We start from the raw sequence: 17,664 nt of genomic DNA, 5'->3' as shown, positions 1-17,664 counted from the left end.
CGGGAGGCCGGTCTTCAGCGGCCGGCTTCCCATTCCCTGCGCAACAGGGCGTACTGAAACGTGTTCTCGTAAATCGGCGCGCCCGTGGCATCAGTTCTGAACGAGACGAAGTCCAGGAACAGCCCCTCGCGGCGCATGCCCAGCCGTTCGCACAGGCGCTGCGACGCCAGGTTGTGGTCTTCCACATAGGCATAGAGGCGGCGAGCCCTTCCGGTGGAGAACAGCCATGCGACCAGCGTGCGGGCCGCTTCCAGGGCGTAGCCTCTGCCGCCCCAGGCGGGATTGAAGTTCCAGCCGACCGACCAGGTATCGTCTTCCTGCATGGCGAACACATCGCCGATCAGGCTGTCGGTCTGCTTCAGACAGACCGCCAGATACTCGTCACTGCCCGCGCGCTGTTCCGCCTCGGCCTCTGCGGCCGCCAGGCTCTCCAGCCGCAGCGACAGAAAACAGCCTGCCACCGGCGCCTGCAGATAGGCGAACAGGCCGGCGGCATCGCTCTTGCGGAAGTTTCTAAGGATCAAGCGGTCGGTTTCGACAGGCTCCATGCATCCTCTCCGGCAGCCTGGGCCCCGCCATGCGGGCCAGCCGGTTCTGCATAGCCCGGATGGCGGTTCATCGCCAGAGCCCAGACGCGCACCCCCCGGCGCACACCGCCGCCGCAACCCTTGAATGTGGGGCGGCGGCGGCGCGTCGTCTTATAGATGCAGGTCGGGGCTGTGCCCTACCAGGCACGTGCCCCGCCGCTCTGGGCCTGGGAAACCGTGCCTGCGATGTCGCCGGCGCGGAGATAGTCTTCCAGCCGGTCCAGCCGGGCGGTCCAGTCGCGTTCTGCGGCCTGCATCAGATGCAGGCGGGCCTTGTCTTCGAAGCCCGACCAGCCGACATGGTCCAGCTGAAGGCGGGTGTCGCCGTCGGGGGTGGGCATCAGGCGGATATTGACCCGCGTCTCGGCAGGCCAGGCGGCATCTGCCCAGGCCAGCTCGAGTGCGGAAGGCGGCGACCAGCGGAGCACGCGGCCGCGCACCTGGCGCGACTGCTCCCGCCCGTCGCCCCGGACGAACAACCTGCCCCCGGCGCGAGGTATGAGGGAGACATGCCTCCCCCACCACGCCTGAACATGCTGCGCGCCGGTCAGGGCCTCCCACACCGTCTGCCGGTCCGCGGCGAGATCGACCTTCAGGCGAATGATCCTGTCGGTAACGTTCATGATGCGTCTCCGGTAACGGGGTGGGACGGGTCGGCGGTGCGGCGGCTCACTTCCTGAGCGCGTCGCGGACCTCGTCCTTGGCCTTGCCGTATTCCTTCTGCACCTTGCCGGCGGTCTTTTCGGTGCGGCCCTCGGCCTCGGTGGCGGGGTCGTCGGTGGCACGGCCGGCGACTTCCTTGATCTTGCCGGTGACCTGGCGGGCGGCGCCTTCAACGCGATCCTTGTCCATTCTCGGTCTCCATTGCTGTCGATGCGGCGGAGGCTCGTATCCGCCGTCCTGGTTCAGACATCGGCATGGAGAGGAACAGGCACAAGCCGGTGACGGCAGAAGCCACGAAGCGACCATCATGAGGTCACAGCCCGGCGCAAATAACGCCGGAAGGTCCGGTTTCGGCCACGGACCGGTGCCGCCTGCGCCGGTTTTCGCCCTGCGGGCGGTCACCGCCCGGCGAGGACTTTCAGTGCCGCCGCCGCCGCCGCGGTGCGGTTCTCGACCCCAAGCTTGGCGAAGATGCGCTCGACATGCTTGTCGACGGTGCGCGGGCCCAGTTCCAGAATCTCGGCGATCATCCGGTTGGCCTTGCCGTTGGCGACCCAGAGCAGCACCTCGGCCTCGCGCGCCGTCAGGCCAAAGGCCTCGCGCAGGAGATCCTCGTCGCGGACCTCGCGGCCTTCGGTCAGGCGCAGCAGGATCTCGTCGGGCCCCAGCCGGCCGATCAGCGCCAGGCAGAGCGGCAGGCCGACCTCCACGGCCAGGGTCAGCGGGGCCGCCTCCGCAGCCCCCGGGACGGCAAGCCAGGCCGTCGCCTCGGCCCCCAGCCGGAAGCCTGCCGGCAGGCTCCCACCAGGCTGGCCCCTACCCGGCAGTCCCGCCCCGGCCCCGCCGCAGCGCGCGGGGAAGGCCGCCGCCAGCCGGGCCTCGGCCTGGGGCGTGGACCAGAGCAGGCGTGCAGCACCATCCACCGCCAGCAGATGACGGCCGGTGGCATCCAGCGCCGCACGGGCACTCTGCGCCAGCCGGGCATTGGCCAGATGGGTGCGGATGCGGGCGATCAACTCGTCGGGCACGATCGGCTTCGGCACGTAATCCACCCCGCCGGCCGCAAAGCCGCGCACCACATGCTCGGTTTCGGCGAGGCCGGTCATGAAGATCACCGGCACATGGGCGAGATGGGGCCGGGTCTTCAGCCGCTGGCAGGTCTCGAACCCGTCCATGCCGGGCATCACCGCATCCATCAGCACGATATCGGGCGTCACCCGCTCCACCAGGTCCAGCGCGCGGGCGCCCTCTGCCGCGACCAGCACGGTCAACCCCGCCGCCTCGATCGCATCGGTCAGCAGGGCCAGCGTCTCCGCCCGGTCGTCCACCACCAGCACGATATCGCGCGGCCTGGTCATCATCATCCCCCGCTCTCCCGTTGGCTTTCCGCACGGCCGGTCTCGGCATCCCAGCCGTCGAGCACCGCATCGAACCCCGCCAGTTCGAACCGCTGCAGCATGGCGACCAGCCGCCCGGCGGTCGCTGCATGTTCAGGCATGTCCGCCGCCGCACTCTCCAGCCGCTGGATCAGGCCGCGGACATAGCCGATGGCGGCCAGCCGCCGCAGATCCTGAACCAGCGCCGCCGGCAGCGGCGCCAGAACCGCGCCCGGCCCCTGCCGGGGCAGAGACGGCCCCTGCCGCGGCAGAGGCGGCGTCGTGTCTGCCGCCGCCTCGGGCTCGGCTTCGGGGTCGGCATGCAGCCAGCGCAGCGCCAGCAGCCGGCCCACCGTCTCCACCAGCCGGTCCAGATCCACCGGTTTCGGCACGAAGGCGTCATGGGGCGGCGGAGGACCGCCGTTTGCGGCATGATCGATCAGGTCGCGGTCGATCTGGGCATCGGCCGAGACCATGACGATGGCGGTGTGATCCAACCCCGCCCGCCGCATCTCCCTGGCCGCCGTCCAGCCGTCCATATCGGGCATCGAGATGTCGAGCAGCACGAGATCGGGGCGGAAGCGTTCGGCCAGCGCCAGGGCAGTTTCGCCATCGGCCGCGAACAGCAGGGTGAAATCCAGCGGCGCCAGCACATCGGCGATCAGCGACCGGTGCGAGGGGTCGTCATCGGCGACCAACACCATCCGCCGCCGGCCGGCATAGCCGGTCACGTCGCGGGCGGGCCGGGGCGGGGCCGCCGGCTCGCCCGTATCGTGCACGCCCGCATCCGACAGGAACAGGCGGATACGGAAGCGGCTGCCCTGGCCGGGGGTGCTGGTGACGGAAATCTCGCCGCCCAGAATCTCGGTCAGCAGCTTGGCGATGGTCAGGCCCAGCCCGGTGCCGGGCAATTCCCGCGCCCGGGCCGATCCGCCACGCTCGAAGGGTTCGAAGATCTTCGCAAGATCGGCCGGCGCGATGCCGATGCCGGTGTCGATCACCTCGAACTCCGCCACCTGGCTGCGGCGGCGGACCCGGAAGGTCACCTGGCCGCGATCGGTGAATTTCACCGCATTGGACAGAAGATTGATCAGGATCTGGCGCAGCCGCTTCTCGTCTGTCCAGACCTCGACCGGGGCACCGCTGGCCTGGACGGTTGCGATGTCGGGGGCGGCATCGTAGACGAAGCCGATGCCCTTCTCGGCGGCGGCGAGCGAGAACATGCCGACCAGCTGGTCCAGGAAATCGCCCAGCCGGATGCGCTCCCGCGCCAGCGTCACATGCCCCGCCTCGATCCGCGAGATGTCGAGCAGCCCGTCGATCAGCCCGGCCAGGTGTTCGGCGCTGCGCCGCACCACCCGCACGGCATCGCGCCTGGCCGGCGGCATGCCGGCATCGCGTTCCAGGATCTGGGCATAGCCGAAGATGGCGTTCAAAGGCGCGCGCAATTCATGGCTGATCCCCACCACATAGCGGGTCTTGGCGAGGTTGGCGGCCTCCGCCGCCTCCTTGGCGCGCTGCAGCTCGGCATCGGTCGCCTTGTGGGCCTCGATCTCTTCCAGCAACAGCCGGGTCTGCCGGTTGCTTTCCAGCTGGGCGACCTGGCGGCTTTCGCGCGCCAGTACGAACAGCCAGGCCGCCACCGCGGCGATGATCGCCATGGCCGCAAAGGCCTTCCACAGCGTCGCCGCCGCACCCGGCCCGGGCGGCCCGCCGTCGAGATGCGCCTGCACCCCCACAAGCGCCAGTGCTGCGCCGATCACGCCCAGCGAGACCGTCAGGATGGTGAGATAAAGCCCCAGCGGATGCAGGGTGCGGCTGCGCGCCGCCGCCGGCATCACCCGGCGCAGCAGCTGGGCGAACTGGTCGGTCAGCCGGGCATCGGTTTTGCAGACGTCGTGACAGCGGGCATCGAGCGAACAGCACAGCGAGCAGATCCGCCCGCCATAGGCGGGGCATTGCGCCATGTCCTCGGGCTCGAAACTGTATTCGCAGATCACGCAGGGCTCGGGCGCTGCCCCACCCCCATCTGTATCTTCGGCCATGGCCGCAGGCGGGCGGGCCAGATAGAAGCGGTGGCCGCCGGCCGCCGCGATGGCCGGGGCGGCGATCATCGGCACGCCCAGCGCGATGAAGGCCGCGAAGGGCTGGATGGCCGCGCCGAAGGCGCCGAAATGGCAGAGCATCGCGCCCGCCGCCGCCAGCCCCATGGCGCCGAGCCCCACCGGGTTGACGTCGTAGAGATGGGCGCGGCGGAACTCGATCCGCTTCGGCGCCAGACCCAGCGGCCGGTTGATCACCAGATCGGCGGTGATCGCCCCCACCCAGGCGATGGCGACGATCGAATACAGCCCCAGGATGTGCTCCAGCCCTTCATAGATACCGAAAGACATCAGCAGCACGGCGATGGCGACGTTGAAGATCAGCCAGACCACCCGGCCCGGATGGCTGTGGGTCAGGCGGGAGAAAAAATTCGACCAGGCGATGGAGCCGGCATAGGCGTTGGTGACGTTGATCTTCACCTGGGCCAGCAGCACGAACACCCCGGTCAACCCCAGCGCCAGCGCCGCCTGATCGGTGCCGACCATCTGGCCGAAGGCGACCAGATACATCCGGGTCGGCTCGTCGGCATGGGCGACGGGAACGCCCGCCTCCAGCGCCAGAACCGCCAGCAGCGACCCGCCCAGCAGCTTCAGCGCGCCGGGGATGATCCAGCCCGGCCCGGCCGCGGTCATCGCCGCCCACCAACGCAGATCGCGCCGGCCGCGGCGGCGGGGCAGGAAGCGCAGGAAATCCACCTGCTCGCCGATCTGCCCGACCAGCGCGAACAGCACGCCCGAAGCCGCGCCGAAAGCCATCAGATCGAAGCCGCCCGCAGATATCCCGGCGCCGCCGCCGGTCTCGGTGCCGGCAAACCCCTGCCAGCGGGTAAAAATGCCCGGATCGGCCAGGGCCAGCGCGATGAAGGGCAGCAGCTGCAGCACGATCCAGACCGGCTGGGTCAGGTTCTGTACCCGGCTGATCAGGGTGATGCCGTGGGTCACGATCGGGATGATCGCCAGCGACGAGGCGATGGTGCCGATCCAGAACGGCACCCCGAACAGGTCCTGAAGCGCCATGGCCAGGATCGCGGCTTCGATCGCGAAGAAGATGAAGGTGAAGCTGGCATAGATCAGCGAGGTGATCGTCGACCCGATATAGCCGAAGCCGGCGCCGCGGGTCAGCAGATCGATATCCACCCCCCATTTGGCGGCCGAGGCGGCGATCGGCAGGCCGGTCAGGAAGATCAGCACCGAAACGGTCAGGATCGCCGCCACCGCATTGTCGAAGCCATAGGCCAGCGTGATCGCGCCGCCGATCGCCTCCAGCGCCAGGAACGAGATGGAGCCGAGCGCGGTATTCGCCACCCGCCAGGGCGACCAGCGCCGGGCGCTCTTGGCGGTGAAGCGCAGCGCATAGTCTTCCAGCGTCTGGTTCGCGACCCACTGATTGTACTGCCGGCGGACGCGAACGATGCGCTGCGGCGCGGCCGTGCCCGGCCTGACGCCGGACACGCCGCCGCCGGACACGCCGCCGCCCCCTGCCTGCCCGCTGCTGACCCTCCCGGCATCCGCCATACGCCCGCCTGCCGCCTCCCCGCGGTTCAACGCCCGTGAACCATCAGCCTAGCGGCGCCGGGGGCCGGCTCCCATACGTTATTTTGCGTATGCGGCAGGCGGATTGCTGCCCCGCAACATAACCCCTGTCCGGAACCTTGTGCCCGGCCCGGCAGTTCCGAGGTCAAGCGGACGCCCAACCGGGCGCCCGAAGCGACATGACGCGGAGGCCCGCAATGAACGAGCCCACCCCCGCCCAGGAACGCGCCCGCCAGCAGGGCCAGGGCATCACCCCCGGCCCCCATCCGGGCGCCGACGCCCCCGGCACCCCCGGCCCCGACGCCCCGGTCAACCCGGCCGGCCACCCCCCGGTCGAAGACCGCACCGCCGCCCGCCAGGCCCGCACCACCGGCCGCATGCGCCATGTGCTGTGGATCAGCCTGTCGCTGGCGGTGCTGGCGATGATCATCGTGTATCTGCTGATGTTCTGAGCGGCGGCCTGCCCAGCACCCCGGACCTGTCGCCGCACCCCCCGATCCCCACCCCACCCCGCCCGCGCCTTGCGTTATGATGGCGCTGCCCGATGGTCCGGCGAGGGGATGGACATCCGATGCACACCGAAGACCAGAGCGCTGCGATCGCCTGCGTGAAAGAGCATCTGGCGGCAGGCGACGGCGTGCCGCCGCGGCTGGTGGAGACCCATATCTCGCTGGTCTTCATCGGCCGCACGCGCGTTCTGAAGCTGAAGAAGGCGGTGCGGTTTCCCTATCTGGATTTCGGCACCGCGGCGCTGCGTGCGGCCGCCTGCGGGCGCGAGGTGGCGTTGAACCGGCGCACCGCGCCCGGGATCTATCTGGGGGTCCGGCGGCTGACCGCCGGCCCCGACGGCCGGGTGGAGATGGAGGGGGCGGGTCCGCTGGTCGATGCCGTGGTCGAGATGGTCCGCTTCGACGAGGACGGGCTGCTGGACCGGCTGGCGGAACGGGACGGGTTGGCCGGGCAGGATGGGCTGAACCGCGGCCTGATCGAGGCGCTGGGCCAGGCGGTGTATGATTTCCATGCCGCCGCCCGGGTGATCGGGCCCGATGGCGGTGCCGACCGGGTGCGGCGGGTGCTGGAGATCAACCGCCAGGGGCTGGAGGCGGGCATCGCCGCCGGGCTGCTGGATGGCGGGGTCGCGCGCGCGGTGATCGGGGCGAGCGAGGCCGCCTTCGCCGCCAATGCCGCCCTGCTGGAGGCGCGCGGGCGGATCGGCCGGGTGCGCCATGGCCATGGCGATCTGCATCTGCGCAACATCGTGCTGATCGACGGCCGCCCCACCGCCTTCGACTGCATCGAATTCGACGACGATCTGGCGATCACCGATGTGCTCTATGATCTGGCCTTTCTGATCATGGACCTGCTGCATCGGGGCCGCCCGGCCGCCGCCGCCGCGGTGTTCAACCGCTATCTGGATGCCGCCCCGGAAGACAATGCCGGTGCCGCCCATGACCGGGGCCCGGGGCTGGCGCTGATGCCGCTGTTCCTGGCCATGCGTGCGGTGGTGCGCGCCCATGTGGGGGCCGCCGCCGCGATGGATGCGAGCGGCGCGGATCGCGACCGGATCGCGGCCGAGGCCGGCGCCTATCTGGATCTGGCCCGCCGGCTGCTGGCCCCCGCCCCGCCCCGGCTGGTGGCCGTGGGCGGGTTCAGCGGCAGCGGCAAATCGACCATCGCCGCAGCCCTTGCGGCCGATCTGGGCGCCGCACCGGGGGCACGGATCATCGCCAGCGACCGGCTGCGCAAGCGTGCCTTCGGCCAGGCCGCCACCACCCGCCTGCCCGCCGAGGCCTACACGCCCCAGGTGTCCGAACGGATCTATGCAGAGATGGCGGCAGAGGCGGCGGCGGCGCTGGCCGCCGGCCATTCGGTGATCGCCGATGCGGTCTTCGACCGCGCCGACACCCGCGCGCGCATCCGTGCCGTGGCGGAAGCCGCCGACCTGCCCTTCGACGGGCTGTGGCTGGAAGCGCCCGAGGCGGTGCTGGTGGAACGTGTGACCGCAAGGCGGGGCGACCCGTCGGATGCCGATGCCGATGTCGTCCGCGCCCAGCTGGCCCGCGCCGCCGGCAGCGCCGGCCCGACGGACTGGCATCATCTGGCGGCGGATGGCGCGCCGGACGACCGGGCCGCGCGGGCACGGGGGACGCTGGGGCTCGCCGCCGATCCCCTATCTTCCCCCGCCTCTACCTCTGCCCCCATCCCTACCGCTGCCACTGCGCCAGAATGACCAGCGCGCCGGCGAAGACCAGCCCCGCCCCGGCCCAGTCGGACAGGCTCAACCGCACGCCGTCGACCACCCGCAGCCAGACCAGCGCCGTGGCGACATAGATGCCGCCATAGGCCGCGAAGACCCGGCCGCTCGCCGCCGGATGCAGGGTCAGCAGCCAGACGAACAGGGCGAGCGCCGCCACCCCCGGCAGCAGCACCCAGGCCCCGGCCGCGCCACGCAACCATAGCGCGGGCAGGACGCATCCGATAATCTCGGCAAGCGCGGTTATCACGAACAATCCGACGGTCTTGATCATTCAGCGCGGCTTTGCACCACAAACAGGGGAACAGAGGCGATTTGTTTACACTTTCTTCGTGATGATCATGCAACAAGGGGATGGGTGTCCATGCCGGAGGTGGCAGGGGAGCGGCGCCTGCCTGTGGACGGATGATCCTCATGTCGGATGATCGGGTGGCAGAGGACGAGGATCTGAAGACGTCGGAACGACGCTGGACGTTCCGCAGTACGGTTGCCGTGGCCGCCATCCTGGCGCTGGCGATCTGCAGCGCCTTCGCCATTGCCGGCACCCGCATGGCGGATGCCTTCGATCGCGTGCGTGAGACCCGGGCGGTGATTGCCGCCGCCGACGGGCTGCTGACCGCGTTGACCGATGCCGAAACCGGCCAGCGCGGCTTTCTGCTCACCGGCGACGAAGCCTATCTCGCCCCCTATTACAGCGCCCGCCCCCTGGTCGACCGCCATCTGGACGAGCTGGACCGGCTGTTCAGCGGCATCAACCGCCAGCGCGCCCTGCTGGACCGGCTGCCCGGGCTCGTCTTCCGCAAGATGACCGAGCTTGAGGAAACCATCATCCTGCGCCGGGTGGGCGGGCTCGCCGCCGCGGTCGATCAGGTCCGCGAGGGCCAGGGCGCCGCCTCCATGGACGAGATCCGCAGCCTGTTGATCGATCTGCGCAACGGCGAACAGCAGGAACTGGACACCCACACCGCCGATGTCCTCACCAGCTTTCGCGCCGGTGGGCTGCTGGCCGGCATTTCGGTGCTGGGCCTGATCATCCTGACCTTCGTCTATCTCAGGGCGCAGGAACAGGCCCAGCGCCGGCAGTTGGCGCTGACCGACGGGCTCAAGGCCGCCAAGGCCGATCTGGAACGGCGCGTGGAGGAACGCACGGCGGAACTGGCCCGCGCCAACACCATCCTGTCGCGCTTCCTCGCCAATGTCAGCCACGAGCTGCGCACGCCGCTGAATGCGATCATCGGCTATGCCGACGCGATCGCAAGCCGGATCCTCGGCCCGGTGGGCCATGAGCGCTATGTCGATTTCGCCCGCAACATCACCTTCAGCGGCCGCCACCTGCTCGACATGATCAACCACATCCTCGACTTCTCGAAGGTCGAGGCCGGCGGGTTGGAGCTGGAACTTGAGGCACTGGATCCGGTGTCGGTGGCCGAGGGCTGTATCGACATGATCCGCCCGATGGCCGACGAGGCCCGGGTGGAGCTGGTGCTGGATGCCGGCGATGCCCCGCAGCGGATCATCGCCGACCCGCTGCGGCTGCGCCAGATTCTGCTCAACCTTTTGTCGAATGCGGTGAAGTTCACGCCCGAGGGCGGCCAGGTGCGGCTGGAACTCGCCGCCGTGCCGGTCGATGCAGGCACCCCCTGGCTGATCAGGATCCGGGTCCGCGACGACGGCATCGGCATGACGCCCGATCAGGTGCAGATCGCGCTCACCCCTTTCGGCCAGGTCGACAACGCCATGGGCCGCCGCCATGCCGGCACCGGGCTCGGCCTGCCGCTGACCCGCCATCTGGTGGAACTGCATGGCGGCCGGTTCCAGATCGACAGCGCCCCCGGCGCCGGCACCACGGTCGATATCGCCCTCTGATCCGCAGAACGGCCGCCCCACGCTCCGCAGAGCGAACCGGATGCCGCCGCCCCTTGTCCAGCCGCCCCGCACACGCCTATGCTCCCGCGGAACCACAAGAACCGTATCCAAGGGAGGCTGCGGCCCATGCAGAACCTGTTCGACATTTCCGGCAAGGTGGCGCTGGTCACCGGCGGATCGCGCGGCATCGGCGAGATGATCGCCACCGGCTACGTCGAGAACGGCGCCAAGGTCTATGTGTCGTCGCGCAAGGCGACGGTGTGCCAGCAGATCGCCGACAAGCTGTCGGAACGCGGCACCTGCATCGCACTGCCGGCCGATGTGTCGACCCTGACCGGCATCGAAAGCCTGGTCGCCGAGATCACCGCGCGTGAACAGAAGCTCGACATCCTGGTCAACAATGCCGGTGCCACCTGGGGCGCCGCCATCGACGACTATCCGGAAAGCGGCTGGGACAAGGTGGTCGACCTCAACATGAAGTCGGTCTTCTTCATGACCCAGCAACTGCTGCCGCTGCTCAGGGCCTCGGCCTCGGCCGCCTCGCCGGCCCGGGTGATCAACATCGCCTCGATCAACGGCATCAACCCCACTTTCCTTGAAACCTATGCCTATACCTCGTCCAAGGCCGGCTGCATCATGCTGACCCGCCATCTGGCGAAACGGCTGGCGGCCGAGAACATCCTGGTCAACGCCATCGCCCCCGGCCCCTTCCCCAGCCAGATGATGGCGGCGACCTTGGCCGAACGCGGCGACGAGGTGGTCGGCGAGGTGCCGCTCGGCCGCATCGGCCAGCCCGAGGACATCGCCGGCGTCGCGATCTTCCTGGCCTCGCGCGCCGGCGCCTATACCACCGGCGCCACCATCCCCTGCGACGGCGGCGCGGCGGAGGTCTGATTCTCCCGGCTCAGCCGGCCTCCACCACCGGCAGCGGCAGTTCTCCCAGCGCGGCGCGGATGCGCGCCGCGCTGGCGGCAGGCCAGTCGGGCGGCAGGTCCAGCCGCAGATGCAGGCCGTTGGTGCCGTCGGTGGCGGCGCTCACGGCCGTGGCCGCGGCCGGATCGATCGCCGCCAGCAGCGCGCGGGCAGCGGCCTCGGCCGCCAGCTCGCGCAGCCGCGGCTTGAAAATCTTGCCGACCGGCGTCACCGGCATCTCGGCGAGCGGTTCGATACGCTTGGGCCGCGCCGGCGGCTCGGTGATCCGGCTCTCCATGAAGCCCGCCAGATCGGCCAGATCGGCACCTTCGGCCGGCACCACGAACAGCATCGGCACCTCGCCCGCATATGTATCGGGCAGGCCCACCGCCGCGGCCATGGCGACGCCCGGATGGGCCATGGCGGCATCCTCCAGGATCAGCGGGTCGATATTGTGGCCGCCGCGGATGATCAGATCCTTGATCCGGCCGGTGATGTGCAGCTGGCCGCTCTCCCCGATCCGGCAGATGTCACCGGTGCGCAGCCAGCCGTCGTAGAACGCCGCCTCGGTCTGGCGCGGGTCGATATAGCCGGCGAAGACCTGCGGGCCGCGCGCCAGCAATTCGCCCGCAGGCGTCGGCGCCGTGCGGTGCAGCACGCCGTCGGCCAGAACCGCCACCTCCACCTGGGCCAGCGGCAGGCCGACCGCGGCGCCGTCGGGCATCACGTCGTGATGAACCTGGGCGATGGCGCCGGAAAACTCGGTCATGCCATAGACCTGCCGCACGGCATCGCCGCCCCAGGCGGCCAGGAAGCGTTTCACCACTTCCGGCGGGCAGGTCGAGGCGCCGGTCAGCACCACCCGCAGCGACGACAGATCGGCGCCGTCGGTCGGCGTGCCGGCAACCGCCCCCAGGCTGGTCGGCACCAGCGCGCCCACCGTGATCCGGTGGCGGGCGACCATCTGCCAGAAGGCCGCGACCACGGCCGGGTTGCGGAAGCCGGCGATGGTCGGGAACCACATGCCGGCCCCGGCGGCGGCGGCGGCCAGCGCGCCCACGAAGGCACCGCCGACATGGAACAGCGGCAGGCCGGCCAGCAGCCGGTCGTCCCTGCGATAGTCGATCGACAGCATGGAACCCAGGGCCGAGGCGACCATGCTGCGCTCGGTCAATCGGGCAAGCTTGGGCGCGCCGGTGGTGCCGCCGGTGGGATAGAGCGCCGCCACCCGGTCGGGATCGGCCGCGACGCGCCTCTCGTCGAGCCGGGTGCGCCAGTCGGGATCGGGCTTGAGCGCCTCGCCGTCCAGGGCGACGCTGCCATCGATCGGCGCGGTCAGGATCCGCAACCCGGGGATCTCCGCCTCCAGCCCCGCGACCTTTTCATAAAGCCCCGCCGGCGCCCCTTCCGGCGGCACGATCAGCAGTTTCGCTTTCGCCGCCCTCAGCTGGGCGGCGATGGCATCGCGGGTGAACAGCAGGTTCAGCGGCTGTGCCACCCCCGCCCACATCGCCGCCCAGAGCGACACCATCAGCGCCGGGCAGCTTGGCAGCAGGATCGCGACCGCATCGGTCGGGCCGACACCCAGGGCACGGAAGCGCGCAGCGGCAGCCGCCACCAGCCCCATCATCCGGTCATGGCTGACGGGGTCCGTGCCCGGATGGTCGGGGGTCGGCAGATGAACCAGCGCCACGCCGTCCGGGTTCAGGCGGGCGCCACGCGCCACCAGATCGATCACCCGCGGATGGGCGGCGGTGAGGTCGGCGGCCAGCTGGTCGGTGGCCAGCCGGTCGGTGAAAATTGGGGTGGAAGCGTCGGTCCGGGTCATGGGGTCACGTCACCTCTGGTCGAGGGACCGCCCATCCCGACCGGTCGGGATCAGCTTCGGGAAAGCCCTGCGACGGCGGGCGGCTGCATGGCCGGCGGCAGCACACCGTCGGTCAGGCGGATGTCGAGCCGGCGGGAGCCGGCGACGATGTCGCGGGGGCGCAGGCCGAAGATGTTGCGGATCGACCGGCTGAAATGGGTCTGGTCGGGATAGCCGAAATCCAGCGCCAGATGCGCCAGATTGGGATTGCGGTTGACATGGGCGAGCGAGATCCGCGCCCGTTTCCAGGCGCGCCAGTTGCGGAAGCTCACCCCCGTCTGGTCACGGAACAGGTGCAGGAAGCGCGACACCGACAGCTCGCACAGCGCCGCACAGGCCTCGGCCGAGGGGAAGGCCTGGATGTCCGCCGGGGCCTGGCGCACCACCGCGCGGATGCGGCGGTCCATCGGGCGGGGGGCGATCGCGGCGCCGAAAAAGGCGCGATCGAAATCGGGGCTGTCGGGGCAGGCGCCGCCCGGGCGGGCGGCGAGATCGGCATGGGCTGTGCGGATGCGGGCGACCGCTTCCGGCGCTTCAACGATGCCGGCGGCCTCGGGCGTGGCCAGCGCCCGGCGGATGAAGCCGGGCAGCCCGTCGGGATCGACGGTCTCGGGCTCGATCTTGACCGCCAGGATGTCGCGGCCTTCGGCGCGGATGGTGTGGGGGGTGTAGGCGGGCACCACCGCGCAGCTGCCGACGCGGTCGGGGCCGTCCGCCACCTGCACCGCGATCCGGCCTTCGGGCGCCACATAGATGCCGATCCCGCCCAGATTGCGGGTGGTGGGACGGCCCAGCAGACCGGCATAGAACAGCCGCTCCGGGCCGATCAGCATCACCCGCGGATTGCCGCCGTCACACATCGCCATGGCGCCCCACCCTCCCCCTCAGGCGAGGCCCGAGAAATCGGGTTTGCGCTTCTCGAAGAAGGCACCCACGGCTTCGCGCACGGCGGGGCCTTCCATCAGCGTGGCCAGCGCGCGCATCTCGGCCTGGATGGCGCCTTCAAGCGCCGCCAGATGGACGTCCTGCAGCAGTTTCTTGGTGGCCCGCACCGCCTCGCCGGCGTAGCCGGCGATCTGGTCGGCGACCGCATCGGCGCGGGCCTCCAGCATGTCATGGGGCACGATTTCGGTCACGAGCCCCGCGGCCAGCGCCTCTTCGGCGCCGATCTTGCGGCTGGTCAGCATCCAGTCCCGCGCCCGCCGCTCCCCCACCGCCAGCGGCAGCAGATAGCTGGAGCCGATTTCCGGGCAGATGCCGAGGCTTGAGAACGGGAACACGAAGCCGGCGCGGTCCGAGGCAATGACGATGTCGCAATTCAGGATCAGCGTCGACCCGCCCCCGATCGCCGGCCCCTGCACCGAGGCCACGATCGGCTTCTGGAACCGCGCCAGCTCCAGCGTGCATTCATACAGCGCCGACTGCTCCCAGCCGCCTTTCAGCGGGTTCTGGACGAATTCATGCAGATCGCCGCCGCGGGTGAAGGCATCGCCGGTCGACCCCAGCCGCACCACCCGCACCGCCGGATCGGCTGCCGCGGCGCGCAGGGCATCCCGCAGCGCCGCGAACAGCGCCGCATTCATCAGATTGCCGGTCTCGGGCCGGTTGAACACGATCTGCGCGACACGTCCGCGACGCTCGACGGCGATGGGCATCAGGCATTTCCTCCCTGGCCACCGCCTGCATGGGCGGGGCGCGTTCTTGTGGGTCGGGGTATAATGCCTGTGTTTAGGTATTTAGGCAATGAGGGCTGACATCTGTCAGCCGCATGCATGCATGGCCCATTTATACGCGATTCATTCTCATTTGCATATTGACCGGAGAGGCACCTGGTTCCTATCGTGCCGGGTATCCGCTTTAGGGTTGATTCCCATCCCCGAGGAGACCTGAGAGGAGATGCAACGGATGCCCGTTCCGGCCCTTCCCGACCCTCGCAGGCCGGCACGGCTTGCCGGCCAGATCCTGCTGGCGATCCTGTTCGCGGCCGGTGCCACTGCGCTGATCGTCCTGCCGCTCAGCCAGGGGCCGTTCCTGGCGATGCAGACGGATTACCCGAGGGACACGCTGATTGCGGGCGCCGTGGTCACCTTCCTGTGGTTCCTGGCCCTCTGGCTGATGACCGCCCGTCTGGTCCGCATCACCCGCCGAAGCCCGGCCCGCCGCGCCGCAGGGCTGGGCTTCAGCCTGGGCCTGCTGCTGATCCTGGGCGTCGCCCTGGCCCGCATGCTGACAGGATCCGGCCTGATGGGCGTGGTGATCGGCGGGCCGGCGGCACTGGTCCTGGTGCTGATTGGGGAGCAGTTGTTTCGTGACTACAAAACATACTGAAACGAGCCGGCCTGCTTCCAGGATCGGCCGCATCTGGCGGGGCTATGTCGACCTCCTCTGCCGGCATACCCCGATCTACCGGCGATCCGTGCCGCGTCTGACGATCGGCTTCGCGCTCGTGCTGATCGGCATCGGCCTCTGGGCGCTGTTCGGCGACATCTGGATCGTGGGTGTGTTCGCCGTTGCAGGCGTCTCACTGATGGGGGAGTTCCAGGGTGATATCCGCCATGCCTGGGATAAGAGAAACAGGAAAAGAGATCATGAGCGAAAATAATTCACAGATCAGTTACGAGGAATTCAATTACTGGGTCGGGCATCTTTCAACGGTATTTGACAGCCTGGCAGATGCCTCAGCCAGCCTGCCCACCTGGAGCGTCGAAGAAGTTGCCGCAATCAGAAGTGCGTTTAGTCTCGCAAGTAGAATGACACTGACGCCGGCGCAATATTATGCAACGTATCAAGAAGATGGAATCCGTGGCGTATTAGCCGCTTATGCCACCAATACAGCAACATCATATGCCATGGAGGCCGCAACCAGTTGGGCTGTCGCAAGTGCGAGCGCCATGGGACTTTCAGCAGGCGCATCATTGATGGTCGGCCTTGGAACGGGCGTGATCGTCGGAGTTGGAATCTCCTACGGCATCGATTGGGCAACAGGCGGCAACTTGACCGGTAGCATAGCTGACATGGTCGATTACCTGAACGACTACACGCGATCTCAGGATGGCCCGATCAGGCTATCCGATGGAACTATCCTTCTACCCGAGATAATTGTGACACCCAACGAGGATTTTGCTGCACTTGAAGAGGCTCGTGATCTGCTGAACGGGCTGAACGCAGATATTGGCACGTTTAACTCTCTGTTCGAACGCTATGGTGTTGAATTTGACGCGCATGAGCTCATTCAGATGGAAGGCAACGATTTTGATTTTACGACAGCCATGGAGATGATGGAGCGAACCCTGGTGGATCTCTCAAAGAGCCCACAAGATTACAGGGACACGCTCAACGCCGCGAACAATATATTCGAAAGCATGAAAAAGCTGGCAGATCTTTACGAAAGCAAGAAGGACATCTTCGACGCAATCAAACCGGAATTCGGGGAGCAACTCAAAAAAGCTCTGGATAACGTCGGTGACTTCATGCGCGAGTCGGCGGAACACATGACCCCACTTGTCCTGGACCTGAACGGCGACGGCCTCCATACCATCTCCATGCTCGACTCGGATGCCGATTTCGATTTCGGTGACGGCAACACCAACGCCCATGGCTGGCTATCCGCCGAAGATGGATTCCTTGCCGTCGATCGCAATGGCAATGGCCGGATCGATGATCTGTCCGAATTGTTCGGCAGTCGTGATCGTGACGGCTTCTCCATTCTGGCGGATCATGACGACAATATGGACGGCGTCATCGACGCTGCCGATGCAATCTTCGCCGACCTCAAGGTCTGGATGGACATCGACGGTGACGGGACATCACAAGCAGGTGAGATAACCGGCCTGTCTACGCACGGCATCACCGCAATCCGGCTGGATGCCCGTCTGCAGGACATCGACGATCAGGGCAACTGGCTGCCATTGTCGGGCAGCTTTCTCCGTGATGATGGCAGCTTCGGAGAAATCGCCGATGTTTATTTCGCCCGGCTCCGGAGCAACCCGGACCAGCCCATGGACGTCGTCACCTCGTCCCGGGTCGTCCTGGGCGGCCGGCACGACGACCGGCTGGAAGGCAGCAACACCGATCAGATCTTCCTGGGCGGCCGCGGCCGTGACCTGTTCGTCTGGGAAGCCGGCCAGGGCCATGACGTCATTGCAGACTTCACCGCCCATGGCCCTGAGGCGGACATCATCGACCTCACGCGCACCAACCTGCGCAAGCTGGAAGATGTCCGCAGGAAGCTGATCGATACCGACAGCGATGCAACCCTCGCGCTCGACGATACCGGGTCACTATCTCTGCTGAACATCCGCATCTCAGATCTCTCGGCCGCCAACTTCATGTTCGCCTGAGAACGCAACTTGCAGTGTTCTGGCACGAGACGGGGCGATGCCATCCGGATGTCGTCTGGCATGCCTGGGACACTTAACCAGCGCCCAGGCATGCATCTGACCGCCGAGACAGCTGATGCCCGGCCCGCCCGGGTGGAAGCGGGGGAAGACGCGGAGCCGCCAGT

16 protein-coding genes are annotated in these 17,664 nt (G+C 68.4%); 7 read left to right on the top strand and 9 right to left on the bottom strand.

What is annotated here, in order from left to right; translation table 11 throughout:
• Positions 1-14: 14 nt before the first annotated feature.
• The 5 genes from TMO_RS20195 to TMO_RS20175 form a co-directional block, all read right to left on the bottom strand.
• Entirely contained in the window at positions 15-548 is a 534-nt protein-coding gene (locus TMO_RS20195) for a GNAT family N-acetyltransferase (RefSeq protein WP_014747554.1), read from the bottom strand.
• Positions 549-724: 176 nt separating this feature from the next.
• A complete protein-coding gene (locus tag TMO_RS20190; protein ID WP_041606928.1) occupies positions 725-1,210 on the bottom strand; it encodes an SRPBCC family protein in 486 nt (161 codons plus the stop codon).
• Positions 1,211-1,256: 46 nt separating this feature from the next.
• Positions 1,257-1,439 carry a CsbD family protein gene (locus tag TMO_RS20185; RefSeq protein WP_014747552.1) on the bottom strand — a complete coding sequence of 61 codons (183 nt, stop codon included), beginning with the start codon at positions 1,437-1,439 and terminating at the stop codon, positions 1,257-1,259.
• Between the two features lie 209 nt (positions 1,440-1,648).
• Positions 1,649-2,614, bottom strand: a complete 966-nt coding sequence (locus tag TMO_RS20180; protein WP_014747551.1) for a response regulator — start codon at positions 2,612-2,614, stop codon at positions 1,649-1,651.
• The gene (locus tag TMO_RS20175; protein ID WP_014747550.1) at positions 2,611-6,195 is read right to left on the bottom strand and encodes an ATP-binding protein; all 3,585 of its coding nucleotides are present in this window, start codon (positions 6,193-6,195) and stop codon (positions 2,611-2,613) included. The genes TMO_RS20180 and TMO_RS20175 overlap by 4 nt, the downstream gene beginning before the upstream one ends.
• Positions 6,196-6,458: 263 nt before the next feature.
• On the opposite strand from TMO_RS20175, the gene TMO_RS20170 reads away from it, so the two are divergent.
• Together TMO_RS20170 and TMO_RS20165 are read left to right on the top strand one after the other, a co-directional pair.
• Positions 6,459-6,713, top strand: a complete 255-nt coding sequence (locus TMO_RS20170; protein WP_014747549.1) for a hypothetical protein — start codon at positions 6,459-6,461, stop codon at positions 6,711-6,713.
• 119 nt (positions 6,714-6,832) lie between these two features.
• Positions 6,833-8,491, top strand: a complete 1,659-nt coding sequence (locus TMO_RS20165) for an AAA family ATPase (protein WP_014747548.1) — start codon at positions 6,833-6,835, stop codon at positions 8,489-8,491.
• Here TMO_RS20165 and TMO_RS20160 read toward each other — a convergent pair.
• Positions 8,466-8,789 (bottom strand): YnfA family protein, encoded by a 324-nt coding sequence (locus tag TMO_RS20160; RefSeq protein WP_014747547.1) that lies wholly within the window; start codon positions 8,787-8,789, stop codon positions 8,466-8,468. The two genes, TMO_RS20165 and TMO_RS20160, sit on opposite strands and share 26 nt — an antisense overlap.
• Positions 8,790-8,929: 140 nt before the next feature.
• Between TMO_RS20160 and TMO_RS29785 the strand changes: the two genes are divergently transcribed.
• The gene (locus TMO_RS29785; RefSeq protein ID WP_014747546.1) at positions 8,930-10,381 is read left to right on the top strand and encodes a CHASE3 domain-containing protein; all 1,452 of its coding nucleotides are present in this window, start codon (positions 8,930-8,932) and stop codon (positions 10,379-10,381) included.
• Between the two features lie 126 nt (positions 10,382-10,507).
• Positions 10,508-11,275, top strand: a complete 768-nt coding sequence (locus TMO_RS20150; protein WP_014747545.1) for an SDR family oxidoreductase — start codon at positions 10,508-10,510, stop codon at positions 11,273-11,275.
• Positions 11,276-11,285: 10 nt separating this feature from the next.
• On the opposite strand, the gene TMO_RS20145 is transcribed toward TMO_RS20150, so the two are convergent.
• Genes TMO_RS20145 through TMO_RS20135 form a run of 3 tightly spaced genes read right to left on the bottom strand, consistent with a single transcriptional unit; the run spans position 11,286 to position 14,815 of the window.
• Entirely contained in the window at positions 11,286-13,121 is a 1,836-nt protein-coding gene (locus tag TMO_RS20145) for an AMP-binding protein (protein WP_014747544.1), read from the bottom strand.
• A 50-nt stretch (positions 13,122-13,171) separates the two neighbouring features.
• Entirely contained in the window at positions 13,172-14,026 is an 855-nt protein-coding gene (locus TMO_RS20140) for a helix-turn-helix domain-containing protein (RefSeq protein WP_014747543.1), read from the bottom strand.
• A gap of 18 nt (positions 14,027-14,044) precedes the next feature.
• The gene (locus TMO_RS20135) at positions 14,045-14,815 is read right to left on the bottom strand and encodes an enoyl-CoA hydratase-related protein (protein WP_014747542.1); all 771 of its coding nucleotides are present in this window, start codon (positions 14,813-14,815) and stop codon (positions 14,045-14,047) included.
• 250 nt (positions 14,816-15,065) lie between these two features.
• Between TMO_RS20135 and TMO_RS20130 the strand changes: the two genes are divergently transcribed.
• The 3 genes from TMO_RS20130 to TMO_RS20120 are packed head-to-tail and all read left to right on the top strand — an operon-like array spanning position 15,066 to position 17,500.
• Positions 15,066-15,488 (top strand): hypothetical protein, encoded by a 423-nt coding sequence (locus tag TMO_RS20130; protein WP_014747541.1) that lies wholly within the window; start codon positions 15,066-15,068, stop codon positions 15,486-15,488.
• Positions 15,469-15,762 (top strand): hypothetical protein, encoded by a 294-nt coding sequence (locus TMO_RS31325; RefSeq protein ID WP_145978309.1) that lies wholly within the window; start codon positions 15,469-15,471, stop codon positions 15,760-15,762. Before TMO_RS20130 ends, TMO_RS31325 begins: the two co-directional genes overlap by 20 nt.
• Entirely contained in the window at positions 15,749-17,500 is a 1,752-nt protein-coding gene (locus tag TMO_RS20120; protein ID WP_014747539.1) for a hypothetical protein, read from the top strand. Before TMO_RS31325 ends, TMO_RS20120 begins: the two co-directional genes overlap by 14 nt.
• Positions 17,501-17,664: the final 164 nt, after the last annotated feature.

It is taken from the genome of Tistrella mobilis KA081020-065, assembly GCF_000264455.2.
GTDB lineage: Bacteria > Pseudomonadota > Alphaproteobacteria > Tistrellales > Tistrellaceae > Tistrella > Tistrella mobilis.
Note: the sequence above shows the minus strand (reverse complement) of the source record. Positions and strands in the feature narration are given on the sequence as shown.